We start from the raw sequence: 19,079 nt of genomic DNA, 5'->3' as shown, positions 1-19,079 counted from the left end.
TTGTGGAAGTCGGCAAGGGGTGCGGACGTGCTGAACAGCGGCGGGCTGCCCGCCGCGCCGACCGTCGAAATCTGCACGATGTGCTCGGTGTGTGCGCAGATGTGGCACTGCGGCCTGCGAAACCCACAGCGCGCCATAGAAATTGGCATCCACTTGCACGCGGATCTCGGCCCACACCGACCGGCAGACGGCCGCACCCCTGCTCGGATTCCGAGAAGGGGTGCGGATCAAGATGATTCGGGGTAGGAGTTAGCGGATGTCGGCGGGGTTGACGGCCGCGGCCATGGTCCGGTAGCCGGAGTCGTTGGGGTGCAGGTGATCTCCGCTGTCGAAGGTGGCGGCGAGGCGCGTGCGGTCGGCAGGGTCGGCGAGGGCGGCGTCGAGGTCGACGATGGCGTCGTATTCGCCCGAGGTGCGGATCCATTCGTTGACCGCGAGGCGCTTGGCTTCGGCGGCGTTGTTGAAGTAAGCCGAACCGCCGAAGGGGAGGATGGTTGCGCCGAGGACGCGGAGTCCGGCGGCGCGGGCCTGGCGGATGAGGTCGCGGTAGGTGGCGATGAGCTGTTCGGGGGAGACGTCGACGACGGTGTCCAGTGCGTCCTCACCGGAGCTGAGGCCGATGTCGTTGGTGCCCTCCAGGATGATCACGGTGCCGACGCCGGGCTGGTCGAGCACATCGTGACGGAACCGGGTCCGGGCGCTGTCACCGAGCCAGCTGGAGTCCACAGTGACGCGATTGCCGCCGATGCCCTGGTTCAGTACGGCGCGCGGGGCGCCCGCTGCCGCGAATCGTTCGGCCAATTCGTCCGGGTAGCGGTTGTCGGCGTCGCCGGTAGAGCCGACGCCGTCGGTGATCGAATCGCCGAAGGCCACCACGGCGGAGTTGTGCGGCGTCACGTTCGCGACCTCGACACCGGCCAGGTAGTACCAGGACTGGCTGGTCTCGGTGAAGGCCGCGGCGGTCGCGTCGGCGCGGTGGTCGCCGTCGGCTCGGTAGGTGGTGGCGAAGGACTGCGCGTGCTGCGTGGCCGGTCCGGTCGGTTCGGCCAGGTACAGGGTGATGGTCACCGACTCCAGCGGCGCCAGCGGCAGGACGACCGGATCGGTCGCGAGATCGGCTCCGGGCGCGATGCGGAACGACGGGGCCAGGCCGACCGTCAGGTTCTGCACGGTCTCCGGGCGGATGGCGCCATCGGCGGCGCTGCGGGCGATCGTCGCGCCCGCGACGGCGAGTGGTGTCGTGCCGTAACGGTTGGTCAGCCGCACCCGGGTGGCCAGACCGCCGTCGCTGACCCGAACCACCTGTCGCACTGTCTGATTCGCGAAGCCGGTCTCGGCCCAGTTGGCCACGAATGCCTTACTCGGGCGATGCGTCGAGGTCGTCCAGACCGTCGTCCATCCGATTGATTCCGGTGGGGTCGCGCCCGCGGTGGCGAATGTGGCGGGCAATAACAGCAGCAGGAGCGCTACCAGGGCGCGGACTGTACGCACGACGAAATCCATTCTGTTGCGGTCGAACTCGTCCGCTTCATCGGACCGCCCGCACAACCTCGCAGAACGGATCGGCATTCCCCGGGCACTGGCCGCACCGAAGAGACGCTGGCCACATCCGCCTCGCTACGACTCCCGCCGACCTTCGTGCGTGCGGCCCGGCGTGTTGTGCGGTGAGTCGTTATGTGTGAGTGCGGAGGGTATGCGGGAGCGACGCGATAGCGCGGCGGCGTCCGGTGCATCCGAAGGCCGGGCAGTGCGCGGGCGATCAGTGGGAGCGCAGGGATTCGGCTTGCTTCTGGATGCCCGCGGTCATGCCCGCGAAGCCACGTTGCAGGTTCTTGCCGAGGACCGCCACGACGAGCGGGTGCAGCCAACCCCCGAGTTCGAAGTGGGATTCGTAGCGGGTGCGGTCCGGGCCGAGCGGGGTGACCTTATGGGAGCGCAGGCTGTGCAGGGTCCCGAGCGGAACCGGCTTCATCGAGTAGCTGAGTTCGGTGCCCGGGGTGTGCGAGACCATCCATTCGCGCTGGCGTCGCGGACTGGAACCGGAGAGCGCGACCAGCATGTCGATCGGTTCGCCGGGGACCAGCGTGCTGCGGCATTCGATGCAGAAGGGGTTCCACTCGCCGTAGCGGGGGAGGTCGGTGATCACCTGCCACACCAGCTCGGCGGGGGCGTCGATCTCGACGGTGGCATCGATGACAAAGGGCATGGTTAGCAAACTAGAACAAGTTCTAGGGCTGATCAAGCCTGGTGAACAGCGCGGTCGCGGATCAGCAGGTGCCCATGGCGGTGCCCTGGTCGGTGCCGTAGCGGTGGCCGTGGCCCGGCGGTGCGTTGAGCGCGGCGAGCAGGTCGGCGCTGGTCTGCAGGAAGCTGATCACCGGAAGCCACTGCGGGACAGGGGCATCCACCCGGACATCGCGGAGTTCGGGTGCGCGCCACAGCAGTGCTGGTGACCAGTGCACCACCGGGTCGGAGCTGTTGGCCAGCACCGTCGCGCCCGCACGATGCACCTGACCGGCGGGCGGACCCGCCCAGAGCGTGGCGCAGGTGCGGCGGTCCTGATCGGCGTCGTCGGCGAAGATCGAGCTGCCGCCGAGCGCGCCGAGGCTCTGCCCGTAGACGTAGAGCTCGGGCTTGTGGTCGAGCGTGCCGATGCGCCGCTCCACGGCCGTGAACAGCGCGCGTGCGTAGGCGCTCGCGTCATCGCGGCCGAAGAGGAAGGTCACCCAGCTCGGGGCATACGAGTACTGCATACCGACGAGGGCGACGTCACCGCCGAAGCGGTCGTAGAACCCGCGCACCGCGCTCGCGTCGATCCATCCCGACCCGGTGGGCACCGCGAGGACGATATTCGAGCGTTCTAGTCCGCCGGAGCGTTCCAGTTCCCGAATCGCCAGGGCCACCCGGGAATCGAGATCCGATGCGGAGTCGAGCCCGACGTACACCCGGATGGGTCCGGCGGGCGATCCGGTGACGAACTTGCGTCCCTCCGCCCCCAGAGACGGCCAGCTGATGGCGGATTCGGCGCTGCCGGACCGGACATAGGAAACCGGTTGCACCAGTTCGGGATCGATCGTCGCATTGGCGGTGGCGTAGGCGCTGCGCCGCCAGTCCACCACGGCGGGCACACCGACGAGATAGAGCACCGATGCCGCGACCGCGGTCGCCGCGATACTGCGCGCCCAGCCCAGTTTCCGCGCGATCCATCCGGCGGCGCGGGCGATTCCGGCGAATATGCCGACGATCAACACCGACGTGAGTGCCCAGCGCAGCCAGTATTCCGGGCCGATAAGAGCTGTGTCCATCGCCGCTCGCAGCTGGTTCTGCCAATGATTTGCGGTCGCGGCCGCGCCGAGGACCGCAAGTGCGGTCAGACTCGGCAGCGGTGTCCGGAACCGATTCAGCCGTCTGTTGATGTCGAAATTCCAGCGCCGCGACGTAAATCGAAGAACACCCGCGATGCCCAGCGCGACGGCGACGAGTAGTCCCGTCAGCATGGCCTGGGCGCTCGAGGTGCGCGGCAGCAGACCGGGTGCCAGCGATATCAGCGTGCCGAAGCCGATTGCGAGCGTCGTGCCGATGCGCGGCCGCAGCGCTTCGTGAAATCTATTGGCGGCCACTCTCTTCCAATGGGCACTCCGATTATGTCGGGATGACCGGCTAGTCGAATCGGACTCGTTCGGTGTGCCCGTGTCGGCCTCGCTCGAGCCGGAGGCCGGTCTGGTCCTTGTCAACGTGCTCATGCCTGAACCCCCAGTGCGCCAATATGTTTCGAAACAGCATGTGCGGCATTGCGTTCGGCCCGCCGCCCGACGGACGACAGAAGGGCGGCCAGCACTGCCCCGAGACCGGCCACGCCGACAACCCGTGCGAGCCACCCGCCGCGGCCCCCTGAACTCTCTGTGCCGACCACGGATTCGACCACCGGGACCCCGTAGTCCTGCCGCCGCGAGTTCAGGTCGACGAACGTGTAGGCGATACTCGCCATCGCATTGCAGCGAGCGCGGGAAAACGCGTCGTCGCGCGTGGCGCACGCTTCGTGCATATGCGCGGCTAGGGTCGCGTCCAGTGCCTGCCGGGCCCAACCGGCCAGCGGCTCATCGCGCTCGCCCGCGTAGCGCAACAGGTCGTATCCCAGATCGTGTGCCTTGCAAGCGGTTTCGAATTCGGCGGGCAAGGTCACCGGTGACGAGCAGTCCCCGTCGGGATTCACCAGCAGCCCATCGATGAGGGCGGGCCGATAACCGAACCGGTCCGCGAAATCGGCGGGCATCGCGGCGATCGATCCCGACCCGCCCGAAGTCAGATCGGCGACCGCCGCACCGGCCGAGGCGTTCTCCACCGGCTGGTGCGCGGTTGCGGCATGCGTCGCGGGCGCCAGCATGACGGTGGCCGCCATGGTGGTCAGCGCGGCCGCCGTCAACGCGGCACAGCGCCGTGCGATGGGCTGAGCTCTCGCATCGTGTGCGGCGGTCGCCGACTTCGGTGTGCTCATGGTGCTCGACGCTATGAATCCGGGCCGCTGCGCCACCTCACGCCGCGGTGCGGTTTCCCGGCCCGTGCCGCCGGGTGAGCGCGGCCGCCGCCTCCCACTCCGGTACTGGACCGGAATTCACCCGTGGGTATGAGGACCCGGACGGCTCGGGTTCCTACTGTCGTAGACATGAGGGAAAAAGGCCGTGGCCGGATCAAGGGGATGAACGCGCGAATGTGGTTCGACGCGTTCACCGTGCTGGTGGCGGTGATCTTCTACGCCGTCGCGTGGCCGACGCTGCACCTCACCCATGTGGTTCCGGTGGCGGTGCAGCCGTTCATCGCCGCGCTGGCCGCGTTCCCGATCCTGCTGATCCGGCTCAACCCGGCGCTGGGCTGGGCCATATCGGCGGGCTCCGCCCTGATCATCACGCTGGCCATTCCGCATCAGCCGGGCAATGAGCTCCCGATCCAGGTCGTGCATATCCTGTGCCTGTTCGCGCTGCTGTTCGCGGTGGCGCTGCGTGCGCAGGTGCCGATCGTCGCGGTCGCCTGGGGCGCGACCTCGCTATTGCTGGCCGCGACCATGTCCGGTGACGGCGGCCGACTCTCGGGGGCTGCGTGGGCCTGGCCGATCGCCTTCGCCGCGGTCGTGCTGTTCGCGATGCTGGTGCGCTGGCTGATGCAGTCGCGCAAACAGTTGCTGGCCCAGGAGGAGGAGACCGAGCTGGAGCGCGCCCGCCGCGCCATCCTCGAGGAGAAGGCCCGCATCGCCCGCGATCTGCACGATGTGGTCGCCCACCACATGTCCCTGGTCGTTGTGCAGGCCCAGACCGCGCCGTACCGGGTCGAGGGCGTGACCCCGGCCGCCCGCGCCGAGTTCGAATCCATCGGTGCCACCGCCCGCGAGGCGTTGAACGAGATCCGCGGCATGCTCGGCGTGCTGCGCAGCGACGGTCAACTCCCCGAACACGCGCCGCAGCCGAAGGCCGCCGATGTGCTCGGCCTGTTCGAGGCCGCCCGCCGCGCCGGTGTGCGCATCGACTGGACGGTCGACGGGCTGCTGGATCTCGTTCCCGACTCGGTCGGCCTCGCGCTGTATCGCATCGTCCAGGAGTCGCTGTCCAATGCTTCCCGGCACGCGCCGGGCGCACCGGTCCGCGTGTCCGTCGTGATCGGCACCGACGCACTCCACCTGAGCGTCGGCAACGACCTCAGCGCCACCGTGGCCCGCCCGGTCGGCAATGGCGGCCACGGCCTGGCCGGAATGCGAGCGCGAGCCCTTGCGGTCGGTGGGGAGGTGTCCGCGGGCGCCCGGGCGGACGGCGGTTTCGAAGTGCAAGCGCGACTGCCGATCGCCGCCGCGACGGAGCCGGAACTCGATCCGGCGACTTCTGCGGCAATAGGCGCCGCGAACGATATCTGACCAGCTTCGTGTCCATCGGACATACCCGCTCCGCGGCGGTGTGTATTGTGGCTATTCGCCTACTGGGCAATGGATTTCGTTGGCACATGGGTAACGTCCGGAACTGGTTGTGCGCCTGACGCAGGACCTGAACGCTACCGATGTCGCGCCTGACTAGTATGGCCTGGATACGCGGAGAGGCGGATGAGCGCTGGTGGCAATAACCGTTCTGATCGCCGACGACCAGGCCATGGTGCGCCAGGGTTTCGGCGCCCTGCTGGCCGCGCAACCCGATATCAGTGTGGTCGGTGACGCGCCCGACGGGAAGGTCGCCGTCGCCGAGGCCAAGCGGCTGCGCCCGGATGTGGTGCTGATGGATGTGCGCATGCCGGAGATGAACGGACTCGACGCCGCGCGCGCGATTCTGGCCGCCGGATTCGACCCGCCGGTGCGGGTGCTCATGCTGACCACCTTCGATATCGACGATTACGTCTACGAGGCCTTGAGCATCGGCGCCAGCGGATTCCTGCTCAAGGACGCGCCCGCCGAGGAATTGGTGCGGGCGGTGCGCGTGGTCGCCGACGGTCAGGCCCTGCTCGCCCCGACGGTCACCCGCCGCCTGATCGCCGATGTCACCCGCCGCCGCACCGCGACTCGAGCCAAACCCGCGCCCGCGCTGGCGGCGCTGACCCCGCGCGAACGCGAGGTGCTGGAGCTGATCGCCAAGGGCATGTCCAATACCGAGATCGCCGAATCCCTGTTCGTCGCCGAGCAGACCGTGAAAACCCATGTCTCCAAGGTGTTTTCGAAGCTCAATCTGCGCGACCGGGCCCAAGCGGTGGTGCTCGCCTACGAATCCGGTCTGGTCACCCCGGGCTAGCGCGGCTGCTGGCACTTACCGCCGTTGAGATCGTCGAGGTGCCGCGAGAGCAGCCGGGCCAACCGGTCGAGCAGGGCGGTCGCATCCTCGAAGGAGCCCGAATCCGCTTGTGCGGCAAGTGCGACCGCGACGAGGCCGGAGCGCGTCGGCACCAAGCCGAACTGGCGGACGGTGTAGACGCCGGTGTCGTCGTCGGGACCCCAGCCGCCCTTGAATTCGGTGCCCTCGATCGTGCCGAGGCCCCAGCGCTGTTCCGGGGTGATCTGTTCCATCAGGCTGACCACGGCGCCGGACTCGGGCAGACAGGGCAGCTGCGAGGCGAAGCGCGCCTGATTGGCCAGTGTCCATTCGGTCGCGCCGAATGCCGTGTAGTCCAGGCTGGTCTTCGGTCCGGACACATTGGTCAGCGCGTCACCGGCCTCGTCCAAGACCCCCTGGACGGCCTGCGCGGCCTGTTCGCCGTCGCCGAGCGACTGCCACAGCGCCTCGGCCGCGTCGTTATCCGAGACGGTGATCGCCTCGTGCGCGTATTCGGCGGCGCCGTTCGGATCGTGCCGCAGCGCCGCGATGGCCAGCGGCACCTTGATGGTGGACCAGGCGATGCCGGTGGTCCAGTCGCCGAAGATGGTCATCCGGCCGCCGCCGACCGGCATGATCGCCATCCCGACCTGGCCCGGCAGATTCGGCTGCAGTTGGGTGAAATCGGCGGCCAGCGAATCGGGCCGCGAGATCGACCAGCCCGGATGCCAGGATCCCGGCCGTTCGACGGGTAGCGTCGGTTCCGCGGGGGCGCTATGGGTGCCGGGCAGGAGCGAACAGGAGGCCAATGTGAGCAATGCGGTGAGTGCCGCACCGCGCAGCACCACCCGGTAATTCGCCATCGTTTTCGTAGACCTCACCGCCGTGTCCTCCCCACCACCACAACAAGACACCCGTTGTTCTATCGGCGGTGCAAAAAACATCCTCGTCACACCCGTCCGGTCGGTGACCGGACGTTGGGTGATCAGCACCGGTCCATCGGACAACTGACGCGGCGCTGGCACCCTGTTGATAGTTTCGCCGATTTTCCCGGAGAATTCGAAACAGCGTGGCCAACGGGCTACCCGGTAGGCTCACAACCGGCCGTAGCGACTGCTTGCAGGTCGCTCGAAATGGTCAGTAGCGACTGCTTGCAGGTCGCTCGAAATGGTCAGTAGCGACTGCTTGCAGGCGCTCGAAAAGATCGGCTTACGCGCTCGGACGACCATGTCCGGGAGCCGCAGTCACCTGAAGGGGGTCGCGTTGCTGAACAGCGGTGAGGTGTTCGCCGGGTTCACCGTGGAGCGGCTGCTCGGACAGGGCGGCATGGGCTCGGTATACCTGGCCAGACACCCCCGGCTCGGTAAGCAGACGGCGCTGAAACTGCTGAATCGGGAGCTGTTCGCCGACGCCGAGGTGCGCGCGCGCTTCGAGCGGGAGGCCGATCTGGCCGCGCATCTGGACCATCCGAATATCGTCGCCGTCTACGACCGCGGCTCCGAGGACGAGCAGCTCTGGATCTCCATGCAGTACATCGACGGCGTCGACGCGGCGACCGTCGACCCGATGACGCTGCCGCCGGAGCGGGCGGTGCAGATCATCGAGGGTGTCGCGGCCGCACTGGATTACGCGCACGGCATGGGTGTGCTGCATCGCGATGTGAAACCCGCCAACTTCCTGCTGGCCCGCTCCAGCGGCGGGCAGGGTGAGCGGGTCTTCCTCACCGACTTCGGCATCGCCCGGCTGCGCGAGGACTCCACCCACCTGACCCAGACCGGGATGTTCAGCGCGACCCTGTCCTATGCCTCGCCGGAGCAGATGACCGGCGCCAAGCTGGACAACCGCACCGACCAGTACTCGCTGGCGTGCGCGCTGTACTGGTTGTTCACCGGGATGGCCCCGTTCGACGCGCCCGACCCGAACGACATCATTCGCGGACATCTGCAGCACGTCGCCGCACCGCTGGCGACCCGGCGGCAGGGTTTGAATCCGGCGCTGGACGCGGTGCTGGCCAAGGCGATGTCCAAGCGTCCCGAGCACCGGTACGCGACCTGTATCGAATTCGCCGCCGCGGCCCGCAAAGCGTTGACCGCGCCGCCGGTGGCGACCGTCCAGGTGCATCCGGGCTTCCCCATCCCCGGATACCCGGGACAGGCCAATCCCGTCGGATCCGTCCCGCCCGCACCGGCGTTCAGTGCGCCGCCCCCCGACCAGGCCGCCTTCGTGCAGTCCACACAGGCCGTCGCACCCGCCGGATACGGCGCGCCACCGCAGCCTGCGGGTTATCCCGCAGCCCCGCCGCAGGCCGCCGCTTATCCGGCACCAGTGCAGCAGGGGGTACAGCCAGGACCATCGCCGACTGTGGCTTATCCAGCCGCACCGATGCAGCAGCCAGCACAGCCACAACCTGGGACACCGGCGACGCAGGGGCCACCGATTCCGGGCGCACCGGTGCAGGGCCAACCTATGCAGGGGCAGCCGCCGCAAGGTCAGAGCCCGCCGCCGCAGGCTGTGGCTTATGCCGCGGCTCCGGCGCAACCGGGGGGACAGCCTGGGGCATCGGCGCAACAGTCCGCACCACCGCAGCCGGGGGCAGCGACGCAGGGGCCGCCGATGCAGGGCGCACCGGCACAAGGCCAACCGTCGCAAGCGCCGATGCCGGGCGCACCGGCGCCGGTCCACCCCATGGCGGGCCAACCGATGCCAGCCCAGCCGCCGATGCCACCCGGCGTGCCGCCGCACGCGCCATTCGGACCGAATGCCGGTGGCCCGCATCCGATGTCGGAGCGCGGCCGGAGTACGGCGGTGCTGCTCGGCTGGATGGCGTGCGGCATTGTGGTCGCGGTGGTCGCCGTCCTCGGCACCCTCCTTGTCGTCGGCTGGCAGTCCGAAGAGCCGGACCATGCCGCGGTGCCCCCACCCGCCGCGACCGCCACCTCGACCGTGACCGCCGCCGCGCCGGATGCCATGGCGAAGAGCCGCAAGTTGTTCCCGAATCTGGCGCCGCAGGGCAAGGACAACCACGGCGAGGCCTATCAAGACGCCCGCTGCTTCGCGGCGAAGGCCGGAGATCAACTGCGGCTCGGCGACCAACCGTTGAAATCCAGTCCATGGGTCGGTGCGTGGGAATGTGATCGCGAGGAGCGGACCACCACGCAAATGAGCTACACGATCCTCGAATACGCCTCCGCCGCCGACGCCCGGGCCGTGGTCCAGGCGCTACCCGCCAATGTCGCGACGGCGGATAAGAAGAGCGGAGTCCCGGTGACCACCCACCGGTGGGTCGTGGAGGATCCGCCCGGCCCACTGCAGCCGTACTACCACACCGCCAAGCTGGTAGTGAGTTTCGAATCCGATCCCGCCCGCTCGAATTTCCTTGTGTACGTGAGCAATTACGGCACCGCCAGCGGCGTGCAGACCATACCTCCGACCCCGTCGGCCCAGGACGCACTCACCGCATGGTGGGACGCCGCACCGCTGTAAAGGCTTGTCGGGCAGCAGAATCGGGGCCGTCCACGCAATCCGGCTTGCGAGCAGGACTACGCGGAATCAGCCGACCGTCGATCTCGCAGGACTCCGCCGTCGGCACTGTCGGCGCGGGACGCATTCTTCGTGGGACACGCAATGGCCGCAATTGCTTGTCGGACAGCGGAATCGGTCTGCCCACGCGCCCGATCCGGCACGCGGGCAGCCTGCTCGAATTCAGTCGACGGCCGCGATCAGGGCGGAATGCCGTCCCGATCGGACTCAGTCGACTGCCAATGCCTCCACGATCGGCATTCGGGCGGCGCGCATCGCGGGCGGAATCGAGCCGAGCAGCGCCAAGGCCAGTGCGGCGGTGCCGTAGACCAGCAACATCGGACTGGGCCGGTACACGATATCGATGGTCATGGCATGCCCGATAGCCACGGTCGCCAGATACTGGACCGCGGCGCCGACCGCGAGACCTAATGCCGCGCCGACGAATCCGATGCCGACGGCCTCCGCGAGCACCGAGCGCAACAGGAACTTGCGGCTGGTGCCCATCGCCCGCAGCACACCGAGTTCGCGACGGCGTTCCAGAACCGAGAGCATCAGCGTGTTCAGCAATGCCACGGTGGCCACCAACACCACGATCCACAGAATGGCATAGCTCATCGCCGAACCCTGCCGCACGCTGGAGGAGATGGCAACGACCGCCTTCGCGCCGGTGTCGACGTGGATATCAGCCGGCACCACGCGCCGCACGGCGGCCTGTACCGCCGACTTGTCAACGCCCGGTTGGAAATCCACCGCGAGCACGGTTTCACCGGGTCGCTGATACCACCCGCGCATCTGGTCGAGATTCATCACGACCACGCCGGCGATGGCCGAGAAGTACGGAATCACCTCCAGCACCCGCACGGTGTGGTCGCCGGTCGGGGTGGGCAGGGTCAATTCGGCTCCGGCCCCGACGCCGAGTGAGCGCGCGACGTCGCGTGAAATCGCCACGCCCTCCCCGGCGGCCAAGCGCGCCATGACTTCTCGACTCACCGACCCGGTCCGGGTTTCGCCCGCATCGCTCGGATAGCCCTGCAACATCACCCGCCCGGTGCCGAGCGTGGCGAAGGCCATCTGCGCGGGGCTGACATCCTTGACACCCGGAACCTCGGCGATCTTTTCGCGTAATCCGCTGGGCAGCAGGGGACCCGTCGGGAACTGCTCCATCGAACTGGGACTGACGAACAGATCGGTGCCGCCGAAATCGGCGAAGGTCGCGGTGGCCGAATCGACCATATTGCGCGAGGCCCCGCCCATCGCGACGGTCGCGGCCACGCCGATCATCACCGTCATCGCGGTGGCCCACACCCGCCGCGGCGCGCGTTCGAGGGTGGTGGCGCCGAGCGTGCCCGGTGCGCCGAAGCGCCGCGCGATCGCCGCCGTGCTGCGCACGATCGGACCGGTGGCGGCGAAGCACAATGCCACCGCCGCACCGAACGACATCGAGATCGACGCCAGCGAAGCCCGGCCCAGATCGGCCGCGGCGATGGCGATCGCGCCGACGGCGAGGCCGCCGCCGAGCACGATCGAGGTCCACCGCATCGCCGGACTCATCGTGTCGGTGCGCGCCACCCCCACCGGAGCCAGCGCCTCGATCGGTTCCACCTTGTATACCTGCCGTGCCGCGATGGCGGCCGCCACGACACTGGCCAGCACGCAGGCGGCGATCGCCACCGGAATCGCGTATCCGGGCACCAGGTATTCGGTGCGCGCCTCCACCGACTGCACGATGGCGGTGGGCAGTTTCTCGATCGCGGTGCGGCCCATGGCGACGCCGAGCACCGCACCGCCCGCGCCGCCGAGCACGCCGAGCAGCGCCGCCTCGACGAGCAGATCGCGCACCATCGGCCCGCGCTTGCCGCCGATGGCCCGCAGCATCGACAACACCGGCCTGCGCTGGGCGACCGCCATACTCATCGCGTTGTAGATCAGGAACGCCGAGACGATCAGCGCCGCCGCCGAGGACATGAGCGTCGAGTACCGCACGATCTGGATCGCGCCACCGGCTTGTGCGGTGCGCAGCCCCGGGTCGGCGACCACCGCGCGGCCCTCGACCACCTTGGTCAGCGTTTCGCGCAACCGGCCGACATCGGTGCCATCGGCCGCGATGATCTGAATGGAGTCCAGCCGTCCGACGCGGTCGGTGAGTTTCTGCGCCAGCGCGAGCGGGGCGGCGATGATATGACCCTCGTTGAGTTGCTTGGAGGTCTGTTTATCGAGAACGGCTGCGACGGTGACGGTTCCGGAGCCGAGTTGAAAATGTTCCCCCTCGGCGCGACCCATTCCGGAGCCGACCAGGACGCCATTGGGCACGGTGAGCAACTTGCTCGCCTGCGCGGCCATCGGCGCGCCCAATTCGCTGCCGAGTGCGGCGATGCTGGTGTCGGCGCCGATCAGCAGCGCCTTATCCGCGCCGGACCCGACCTGCGCGCGCAACATCGGCACCGCCTTGTCGACGCCGGGTGTGGTCGCGATCCGTTGCAGCACTTGCTGATCGAAGCCCGCGTCGGTGATCCCGGTGACCTCCAGTGCGGCCTTGCCGCCGAGGCTGCGGGTGAGCCGGTCCACCGAACCGGTGACCGAGCCGGAGATGCTGAACACCGCGACCAGCAGCGAGGCCGAGATGGCCATCACCGTGAGGGACATGAGGGTGCGGCCACGGTGGGCGAGTAGTTCGCCGATATTGAACAGCCGCAACCGATCCCAGGCGGCGCCGATCATGCGCGCACCATCCGCTTGTCGATATCGACCTTGTCATTGGAGCCGATCTGCCCGTCGCGCAACGTGATCACCCGGTCGCAATATTCGATCGCACCCATATCGTGGGTCACCATCACCACCGAATTACCGTTGCCCGCGATATCGCCGAGCAGTTTCAGAATGGACGCACCGGTCTTGGAGTCCAGGTTGCCGGTCGGTTCGTCGGCCAGGATCAGCGGCGGGTCCATGATCAGCGCCCGCGCCACCGCGACCCGCTGCATCTGACCGCCGGACAACTCCCCGGGGCGATGGTCGGCCCGGTCGCTCAGCCCGACCCGGTCGAGCAGTTCCAGCGCCTGCGGCTTGGCCTTGCGTAATCCGGTGCCGTCCAGCAGCCGCGGTATCGCGACATTCTCCCAGGCGGTGAGGGTGGGCAGCAGGTTGAAGAACTGGAAGATGAAACCGACGCGGTGGCGGCGGAACTCGGACTGCCGGTCGTCGTCCAGGCCGCTGATCTCCTCGCCCTGGAAGCGGATCGAACCGGAGTCGGGGGTGTCGAGTGCGCCGAGCAGATGCAGCAGCGTGCTCTTACCCGAGCCGGACGGTCCGATGATCGAGGTGAATTCACCGGATTCGATGCGCAGGCTGATGCCGTCGAGCGCGCGCACCGTCTGTTCGCCGATGCGGTACTCCTTGGTGATATCCGTCAGTTCCAGCATGGCCTGGTCCGACATGGCGGTCCCCCACCCTCTTTCGTGATGTATTCGATCTTGGTCGATTGTTGCCCAGTGCGGTGCCGCGCCAGCGCGTTATCGCGCCATCGCCTCGGATGCCTGGTCGTTGCGCCGGGACTGCGCGTCGAGGACGGCACGCAGGACCGGTTGTTCGGCCGCGAGTTCGAGATAGGCCTCGACCGCGGATTGGCCCTGCACCAGCGCCTGCTCCAATTTCGCGTCGAGATGGATGTTCCATCGATATAGCAGCGTGAGCAAGAGGCCTTCCGGTCCGCCGAACAACCGGTCCAGTTCCGGGATGTCCGCGAACAGGTTCGGACTGGCCGGGTCGATGGCCGCGCGGGTGAGCACGGTGTGCACGATCTCGGTTCGGTGGTGTTGATCATCCCAACCGTTGCGACTGCTGTGCCGCTCGACAATATCGGACATGGCATATGCCTTTCCGTGATTAGGTAGATCCCACGCTACGGACGGGAAAATACGGTGTCTTCGTGCCGTGGACGCGAATCGATCTCCTACCGCGGTAGGAGCCGTGGCCCGCTTCGGGCACGATGTACCGGCCCCGACCTGGCGGTTAGCCTTACAGGATGGATGTGACCCACGCCATCGCATCGTCGGCGGGCGCCCAACCGGCGATACCGTTCCGCGAGAGTGGGCGCGTGCGGGACCGGTTCGTCGCCTTCTTGCGCAATCCCGTCGCGGTCATCCGCCGCAATCTCGAAGAGTTGCCCTTCGACTACCCGCCCTCGGTAATGATCAGTGCCGACGCCGCCCTGCTCGTCGTCGGGGGCGGCGCGATCATCCAGCGACACGACTACTTTCCGACGGCGCTGCCGATTCTGGCGGTCATGCTGATCTTCGTTTCGGTGCCGCTGTTCTGCTTCTTCGGCGTGACACCGAGCCCGATCCTGCTCGCGGTCTCCGGACTGACCGCGACGGCGATCCTGCTCACCCAGCCGGCATCGGCCGACTTCTCCCCGTTCATCTTGGTGGTGATGGTCGGCGAGGTGGCGGCCATCGTGCGCAAACGCTTCAGTGCGTTGTTCGCGCTGGTCGCGGCTTTCGAGTTGGTCCTCTTCGACGCGGCCGGACACCTGATGTGGAGTGTGACCGGCCAGCGGTTGCAGGGCATCCAGATGTACACCCTCGGGATCGCGCTCGGCTGGCTGGTCGGCGTGATGCTGCAGTACCAGCGCAAATTCCTGTATCAGGAACGTCAGAGCCAGCAGATCCTGGCCGCGCGCGCCGCCGACGAGGAGCGCCGACGGATCGCGCGCGAGGTGCACGACGTCATCGCGCATTCGCTCAGCATCACCCTGCTGCACCTGACCGCGGCCCGGCACGCGCTGCAGACCGATCGCGATGTGGACGAAGCGGTGGACGCGTTGGTCGACGCCGAGCGCCTCGGCAGACAGGCCATGGCCGATATCCGCCGCACCATCGGCCTGCTCGACGCGCGGCCCTCGAAACTCGTGCCGGAGCCCGGTATCCGCGATCTCGATGATCTGGTCGGTGACTTCGAGGGTGCCGGGCTCGATGTCCGTTACTCCCGCGCCGAGGATCTGACCGCGATTTCGGCCGCGGTCGGGCTCGCGCTCTATCGGATCGGCCAGGAATCCCTGGCCAACGTCATCAAACATGCGCCCGGCGCGACCGCGACCGTGCTGTTGGAGGTGGACTCGACGGTGGCCCGGCTCATCGTGAACAACACGCTGCCCAATGGATTGCCGCCGGATCTCGGCGGCGGGATGGGTTTGTCCGGTATGCGTCAGCGCGCCGAGCTGCTCGGCGGCCGGATCAAGGCCGGACCCTACGACGACGGCTGGATGGTGCGGGCCGAGTTCCCATTGAGCGGTGCGCGGGGCTGGTCGATGTCGTGCGGTTTGCCGGACATGGTCCATGGGGCCGCGAGCGCGGTGCGTGACAGAGCCGAGGGCATTCGGCGTGACGGCGTGCTGGGGGAGGGCGCGTGACCTCGGTGTCTGCGGCCGGTGGCGAGGACGCCGTCACCGTTCTGGTTGTCGATGATCAGGAGTTGGTGCGCGGCGGACTGCGCCGGATCCTGCGGCGGCGCGATGGATTCGTCGTCAACGAATGTGCCGATGGTGACGAGGTGCCCGCCGCCGTCGCGGCCAGCCGTCCCGATGTGGTGCTCATGGATCTGCGCATGAAGCGCGTCGGCGGTATCGACGCGACCCGGACACTGCGCTCGCGCGAGGGCGCGCCACCGGTGTTGGTGCTCACCACCTTCGACGATGACCAGTTGCTTTCCGGTGCGTTGCGCGCCGGGGCGGCCGGGTTCATCCTCAAGGATTCGCCCGCCGAGGATCTGATCCGAGCGGTGCGCACGGTCGCCTTCGGCGGGGCCTGGCTGGACCCGTCGGTCACCGGGCGGGTGCTCTCGGCGTATCGGACGGTGCGCCCGGTCGCCATCCGCGACGACAGCAGACTCGCCGAACTCACCGCACGCGAGTACGAAGTGCTCGAGTTGATCGGACGCGGCCGCGTCAACGCGGAGATCGCGCGCGAACTCGGCATCTCCGAAGTCACCGTGAAGAGCCATGTCGGACACATATTCGGCAAACTGGAGCTGCGGGATCGGGCCGCCGCTATAGTGTTTGCGTTTGACCACGGGGTGGTCGCACCAGGACAATCCACAGGTTGACGGGCAGCCCCGATCGCGCACGACCCTGATGGCGGTGGGCGATCTTGCCCGGGATGTGGAGGATTGACGGGGTGGACGGACCTGGATGGAGAGCCGATAGTCGGTTCGGGCCTTATGAGCTCAGATCGCTGCTCGGTAAGGGGGGCATGGGCGAGGTCTACGAGGCGTACGACACGGTGAAGGACCGCGTGGTCGCGGTCAAGCTGCTGTCCGAGGAACTCGCCAAAGATCCCATCTACCAGGTGCGTTTCCGCCGCGAATCACAGGCCGCCGCCCGGCTGGCCGAGCCGCACATCATCCCGATCCACGACTGGGGCGTGATCGACGGTGTGCTGTTCATCGATATGCGGCTGGTGCCGGGCACCGACCTGCGCGGCATTCTGCGTGACCAGGGGGCGATGAGCGCCGAGCGTGCGATCGGGATCATCGAGCAGATTGCCGCCGGCCTGGACGCCGCGCATGCCGACGGTCTGGTGCACCGCGATGTCAAACCGGCCAATATCCTGGTGACCGACGCGGATTTCGCGTACCTGGTCGACTTCGGCATCGCCCGCACCGAGGGCGACAGCGCGATGACCCAAACGGGCATGGCCATCGGTTCCTATGCCTATATGGCGCCCGAGCGGTTCGATGTCGGCCCGGTGACCGGTCGCGCCGATATCTACTCCCTGGCCTGTGTGCTGCACGAATGCCTCACCGGGGCAACACCGTTCCCGGCCGGCAGCATGAGTGTGCTTATCCGGTCGCATGTTTCCGAGCCGCCGCCGCGACCGAGCGTGCAGCGACCGGGCATTCCGGCGGCGATGGACGAGGTGATCGCCCGCGGCATGGCCAAGGAGCCAGCCGATCGCTTCCCGACCGCATCCGATCTGGCACGCGCCGCTCGTGCCGCGCTGTCCACCGCGCCGGCCGCGAGCACCCCGACGCTGATCGTGCGTCCGCCCGATCCCTCGCGTGGTCCGTCGGATCAGGCTGTGGTGCACCGCAATCAGGTGCCCGCGGATGCGACGGCGGAGCTGTCGATTCCCGCGGTGATCCATCCGACGGGGCCGACGGTGATCTCGCCCGCCGACCTGCAGTTCACGCCGTTGCCGCCGCAGCAGCCCGCGGGGCCGCCGCTCGGGTCGCCCGGGACCGCGCGGCCGGTGCGGCCGTTTCCGGATGCGCATCTGTATTCGGAGTCGCCGCAGGATGCGGAGTATTCGGGGCAGCAGTATCCGCAGTTCCCGGTGGGTTCGCAGACTCCGGAGTACCTGGGGGGCTCGCAGACCCTGGAGCATCCGGGTGGTTCGCAGTACCCGCGGTCGTCGGAGTATTCAGGCGGCTCGCAGACCCCGCCGACCGAGCAGTATCGGAATCAATCGCGGTATTCGGAGATGTCGCAGGCCGAGCAGACCCAGCGATATCCGGAGTCGCATTACCCTGACGCCGGGTACCCGGAACAGCAGTACCCCGAGCAGCAGTACCCGGATGGCGCGCAACAGTTTTCGCCCGCTCCGGAGACTCGCCGCATCCCGCAGCCCTTCTCCAGCGCACCGCCGTTCGAGCCACCGCCCGGCCCCGCGCACGCGGCGGCAAACCCCTATCGCACGCCGCAGTACCCGCCCGCGTCCGAATACCCCCCGCAGGGCGGCTATGCCGAGCCCGAGTACGCGGACGACTACTACGGCCAGGACCCCTATCAGCAGCGCGACCGTTCGATCGTGCTGCCCATCATGGTCGCCGTCTTCGTCATCGTCGTGCTCGCCGTCGGCGGTGCCATCGGCTGGCAGGTAATGGGTTCCCGCGACTCCGGGAATTCGAGTGACGCCCAGGCGGGCGCGCAGGTGACCACCACGGCTGCCCGCACCACGGGCGGTTCGACACCGCCGTCGACCTCGACCACCAAGGCCGCACCCACCTCGGTCACCCTGCCCGCGGGTGCGACGCAGTGCACGACCGGCCAACCGGTGACCGGCACCTTCAGCCAATCGGCCACCGGATCCTCGGTCACCAGTTGCGGTTTCGCCGAAGCGGTCCGCAAGGCCTACGCCGACTCCGCCGCCACCAACGTCTCACGCTCATCGCGCTCGGTAGTGGCGACCAGCCCGGTCACCGGCCGCACCTACACGATGAACTGCGTCGCCGACGGACCGCTGGTGACATGCACCGGCGGCGAGAACGCGGTGGTCTACGTCTACTAGCGGGTGTTAGTGGCGCGGGACCGGCTAGCTGCCCTTACGGGATCGCTCGCCGGGTGAATTCGCCTGCGCCGCAATCCAGTCCGCGAGGACTGCGGCCTGGCTGTGGTCGACGTCGCGGGTGGCGGTCAACAGTGTCACCGGATGTTCGCTGGCGATCTCCCGCAGGTGTGCGACGGCGTCGCGGTGCTGCGCGTCCCGCAATTCGGCCAGATATCGGCGACGGAATTCGTCGAACCGCTCCGGCTGGTGTCCGTACCACTTGCGCAGTTCGGTCGATGGCGCGATATCGCGCATCCACTCGTCCAGGTGCGCATCCGCTTTGCGTATTCCGCGCGGCCAGACCCGGTCGACGAGCACCCGGGTGCCATCCGAGGGGATCGGCGCCTCATAGATTCTCCGGTAGTCGACGTGCTGACTCATCATGCCCCGTCCTGATCAGGTCGTCATCGCCCCAGACTTCGCCATCCGAATCCTGCGCAGCGTGCGCGGTGGCCCAATGATA

At 68.0% G+C, this 19,079-nt stretch carries 15 protein-coding genes; 6 read left to right on the top strand and 9 right to left on the bottom strand.

Annotated features, from left to right (window positions below):
- Nucleotides 1-249: 249 nt before the first annotated feature.
- From ACHQ4I_RS11475 to ACHQ4I_RS11460, 4 genes are all read right to left on the bottom strand, one after another.
- Nucleotides 250-1,491: an SGNH/GDSL hydrolase family protein gene (locus ACHQ4I_RS11475; RefSeq protein WP_420771683.1), complete on the bottom strand. Its 1,242-nt coding sequence runs from the start codon at nt 1,489-1,491 to the stop codon at nt 250-252.
- Between the two features lie 268 nt (nt 1,492-1,759).
- Nucleotides 1,760-2,206 carry an SRPBCC family protein gene (locus tag ACHQ4I_RS11470; protein ID WP_420771682.1) on the bottom strand — a complete coding sequence of 149 codons (447 nt, stop codon included), beginning with the start codon at nt 2,204-2,206 and terminating at the stop codon, nt 1,760-1,762.
- A gap of 61 nt (nt 2,207-2,267) precedes the next feature.
- Nucleotides 2,268-3,620 carry an alpha/beta-hydrolase family protein gene (locus ACHQ4I_RS11465; RefSeq protein ID WP_420771681.1) on the bottom strand — a complete coding sequence of 451 codons (1,353 nt, stop codon included), beginning with the start codon at nt 3,618-3,620 and terminating at the stop codon, nt 2,268-2,270.
- Between the two features lie 119 nt (nt 3,621-3,739).
- Nucleotides 3,740-4,495, bottom strand: coding sequence for a hypothetical protein (locus ACHQ4I_RS11460; protein ID WP_420771680.1), 756 nt, complete (start codon nt 4,493-4,495; stop codon nt 3,740-3,742).
- A gap of 168 nt (nt 4,496-4,663) precedes the next feature.
- On the opposite strand from ACHQ4I_RS11460, the gene ACHQ4I_RS11455 reads away from it, so the two are divergent.
- Complete coding sequence (locus ACHQ4I_RS11455; RefSeq protein ID WP_420771679.1) at nt 4,664-5,899, top strand: sensor histidine kinase; 1,236 nt, start codon at nt 4,664-4,666, stop codon at nt 5,897-5,899.
- Nucleotides 5,900-6,092: 193 nt separating this feature from the next.
- On the top strand, nt 6,093-6,758 hold the full coding sequence (locus tag ACHQ4I_RS11450) for a response regulator (protein WP_420771678.1): 666 nt from the start codon (nt 6,093-6,095) through the stop codon (nt 6,756-6,758).
- Here the strand turns inward: ACHQ4I_RS11450 and ACHQ4I_RS11445 are convergent.
- A complete protein-coding gene (locus tag ACHQ4I_RS11445) occupies nt 6,755-7,657 on the bottom strand; it encodes a serine hydrolase (protein ID WP_420771677.1) in 903 nt (300 codons plus the stop codon). The two genes, ACHQ4I_RS11450 and ACHQ4I_RS11445, sit on opposite strands and share 4 nt — an antisense overlap.
- Before the next feature lie 286 nt (nt 7,658-7,943).
- Here ACHQ4I_RS11445 and ACHQ4I_RS11440 point away from each other — a divergent pair, with 286 nt between their 5' ends.
- Nucleotides 7,944-10,259 carry a serine/threonine-protein kinase gene (locus ACHQ4I_RS11440; protein ID WP_420771676.1) on the top strand — a complete coding sequence of 772 codons (2,316 nt, stop codon included), beginning with the start codon at nt 7,944-7,946 and terminating at the stop codon, nt 10,257-10,259.
- Between the two features lie 264 nt (nt 10,260-10,523).
- On the opposite strand, the gene ACHQ4I_RS11435 is transcribed toward ACHQ4I_RS11440, so the two are convergent.
- The 3 genes from ACHQ4I_RS11435 to ACHQ4I_RS11425 form a co-directional block, all read right to left on the bottom strand.
- On the bottom strand, nt 10,524-13,016 hold the full coding sequence (locus ACHQ4I_RS11435; protein ID WP_420771675.1) for an ABC transporter permease: 2,493 nt from the start codon (nt 13,014-13,016) through the stop codon (nt 10,524-10,526).
- The gene (locus ACHQ4I_RS11430) at nt 13,013-13,729 is read right to left on the bottom strand and encodes an ABC transporter ATP-binding protein (protein WP_420771674.1); all 717 of its coding nucleotides are present in this window, start codon (nt 13,727-13,729) and stop codon (nt 13,013-13,015) included. The genes ACHQ4I_RS11435 and ACHQ4I_RS11430 overlap by 4 nt, the downstream gene beginning before the upstream one ends.
- A 75-nt stretch (nt 13,730-13,804) precedes the next feature.
- The gene (locus tag ACHQ4I_RS11425; protein WP_420771673.1) at nt 13,805-14,158 is read right to left on the bottom strand and encodes a hypothetical protein; all 354 of its coding nucleotides are present in this window, start codon (nt 14,156-14,158) and stop codon (nt 13,805-13,807) included.
- A 158-nt stretch (nt 14,159-14,316) separates the two neighbouring features.
- Between ACHQ4I_RS11425 and ACHQ4I_RS11420 the strand changes: the two genes are divergently transcribed.
- The 3 genes from ACHQ4I_RS11420 to ACHQ4I_RS11410 are packed head-to-tail and all read left to right on the top strand — an operon-like array spanning nt 14,317 to nt 18,577.
- Nucleotides 14,317-15,702 carry a sensor histidine kinase gene (locus ACHQ4I_RS11420; protein WP_420771672.1) on the top strand — a complete coding sequence of 462 codons (1,386 nt, stop codon included), beginning with the start codon at nt 14,317-14,319 and terminating at the stop codon, nt 15,700-15,702.
- 5 nt (nt 15,703-15,707) lie between these two features.
- Nucleotides 15,708-16,394, top strand: a complete 687-nt coding sequence (locus ACHQ4I_RS11415) for a response regulator (RefSeq protein WP_420772653.1) — start codon at nt 15,708-15,710, stop codon at nt 16,392-16,394.
- A 53-nt stretch (nt 16,395-16,447) separates the two neighbouring features.
- Complete coding sequence (locus ACHQ4I_RS11410) at nt 16,448-18,577, top strand: serine/threonine-protein kinase (protein ID WP_420771671.1); 2,130 nt, start codon at nt 16,448-16,450, stop codon at nt 18,575-18,577.
- A 24-nt stretch (nt 18,578-18,601) separates the two neighbouring features.
- On the opposite strand, the gene ACHQ4I_RS11405 is transcribed toward ACHQ4I_RS11410, so the two are convergent.
- Nucleotides 18,602-18,997: a DUF488 domain-containing protein gene (locus ACHQ4I_RS11405; protein WP_420771670.1), complete on the bottom strand. Its 396-nt coding sequence runs from the start codon at nt 18,995-18,997 to the stop codon at nt 18,602-18,604.
- Nucleotides 18,998-19,079 lie beyond the last annotated feature (82 nt).

The organism is Nocardia nepalensis (assembly GCF_048910785.1).
Classification (GTDB): domain Bacteria; phylum Actinomycetota; class Actinomycetes; order Mycobacteriales; family Mycobacteriaceae; genus Nocardia; species Nocardia nepalensis.
The sequence above is the reverse complement of the archived record's forward strand: the minus strand, read 5'-3'. Positions and strand labels throughout refer to the sequence as shown.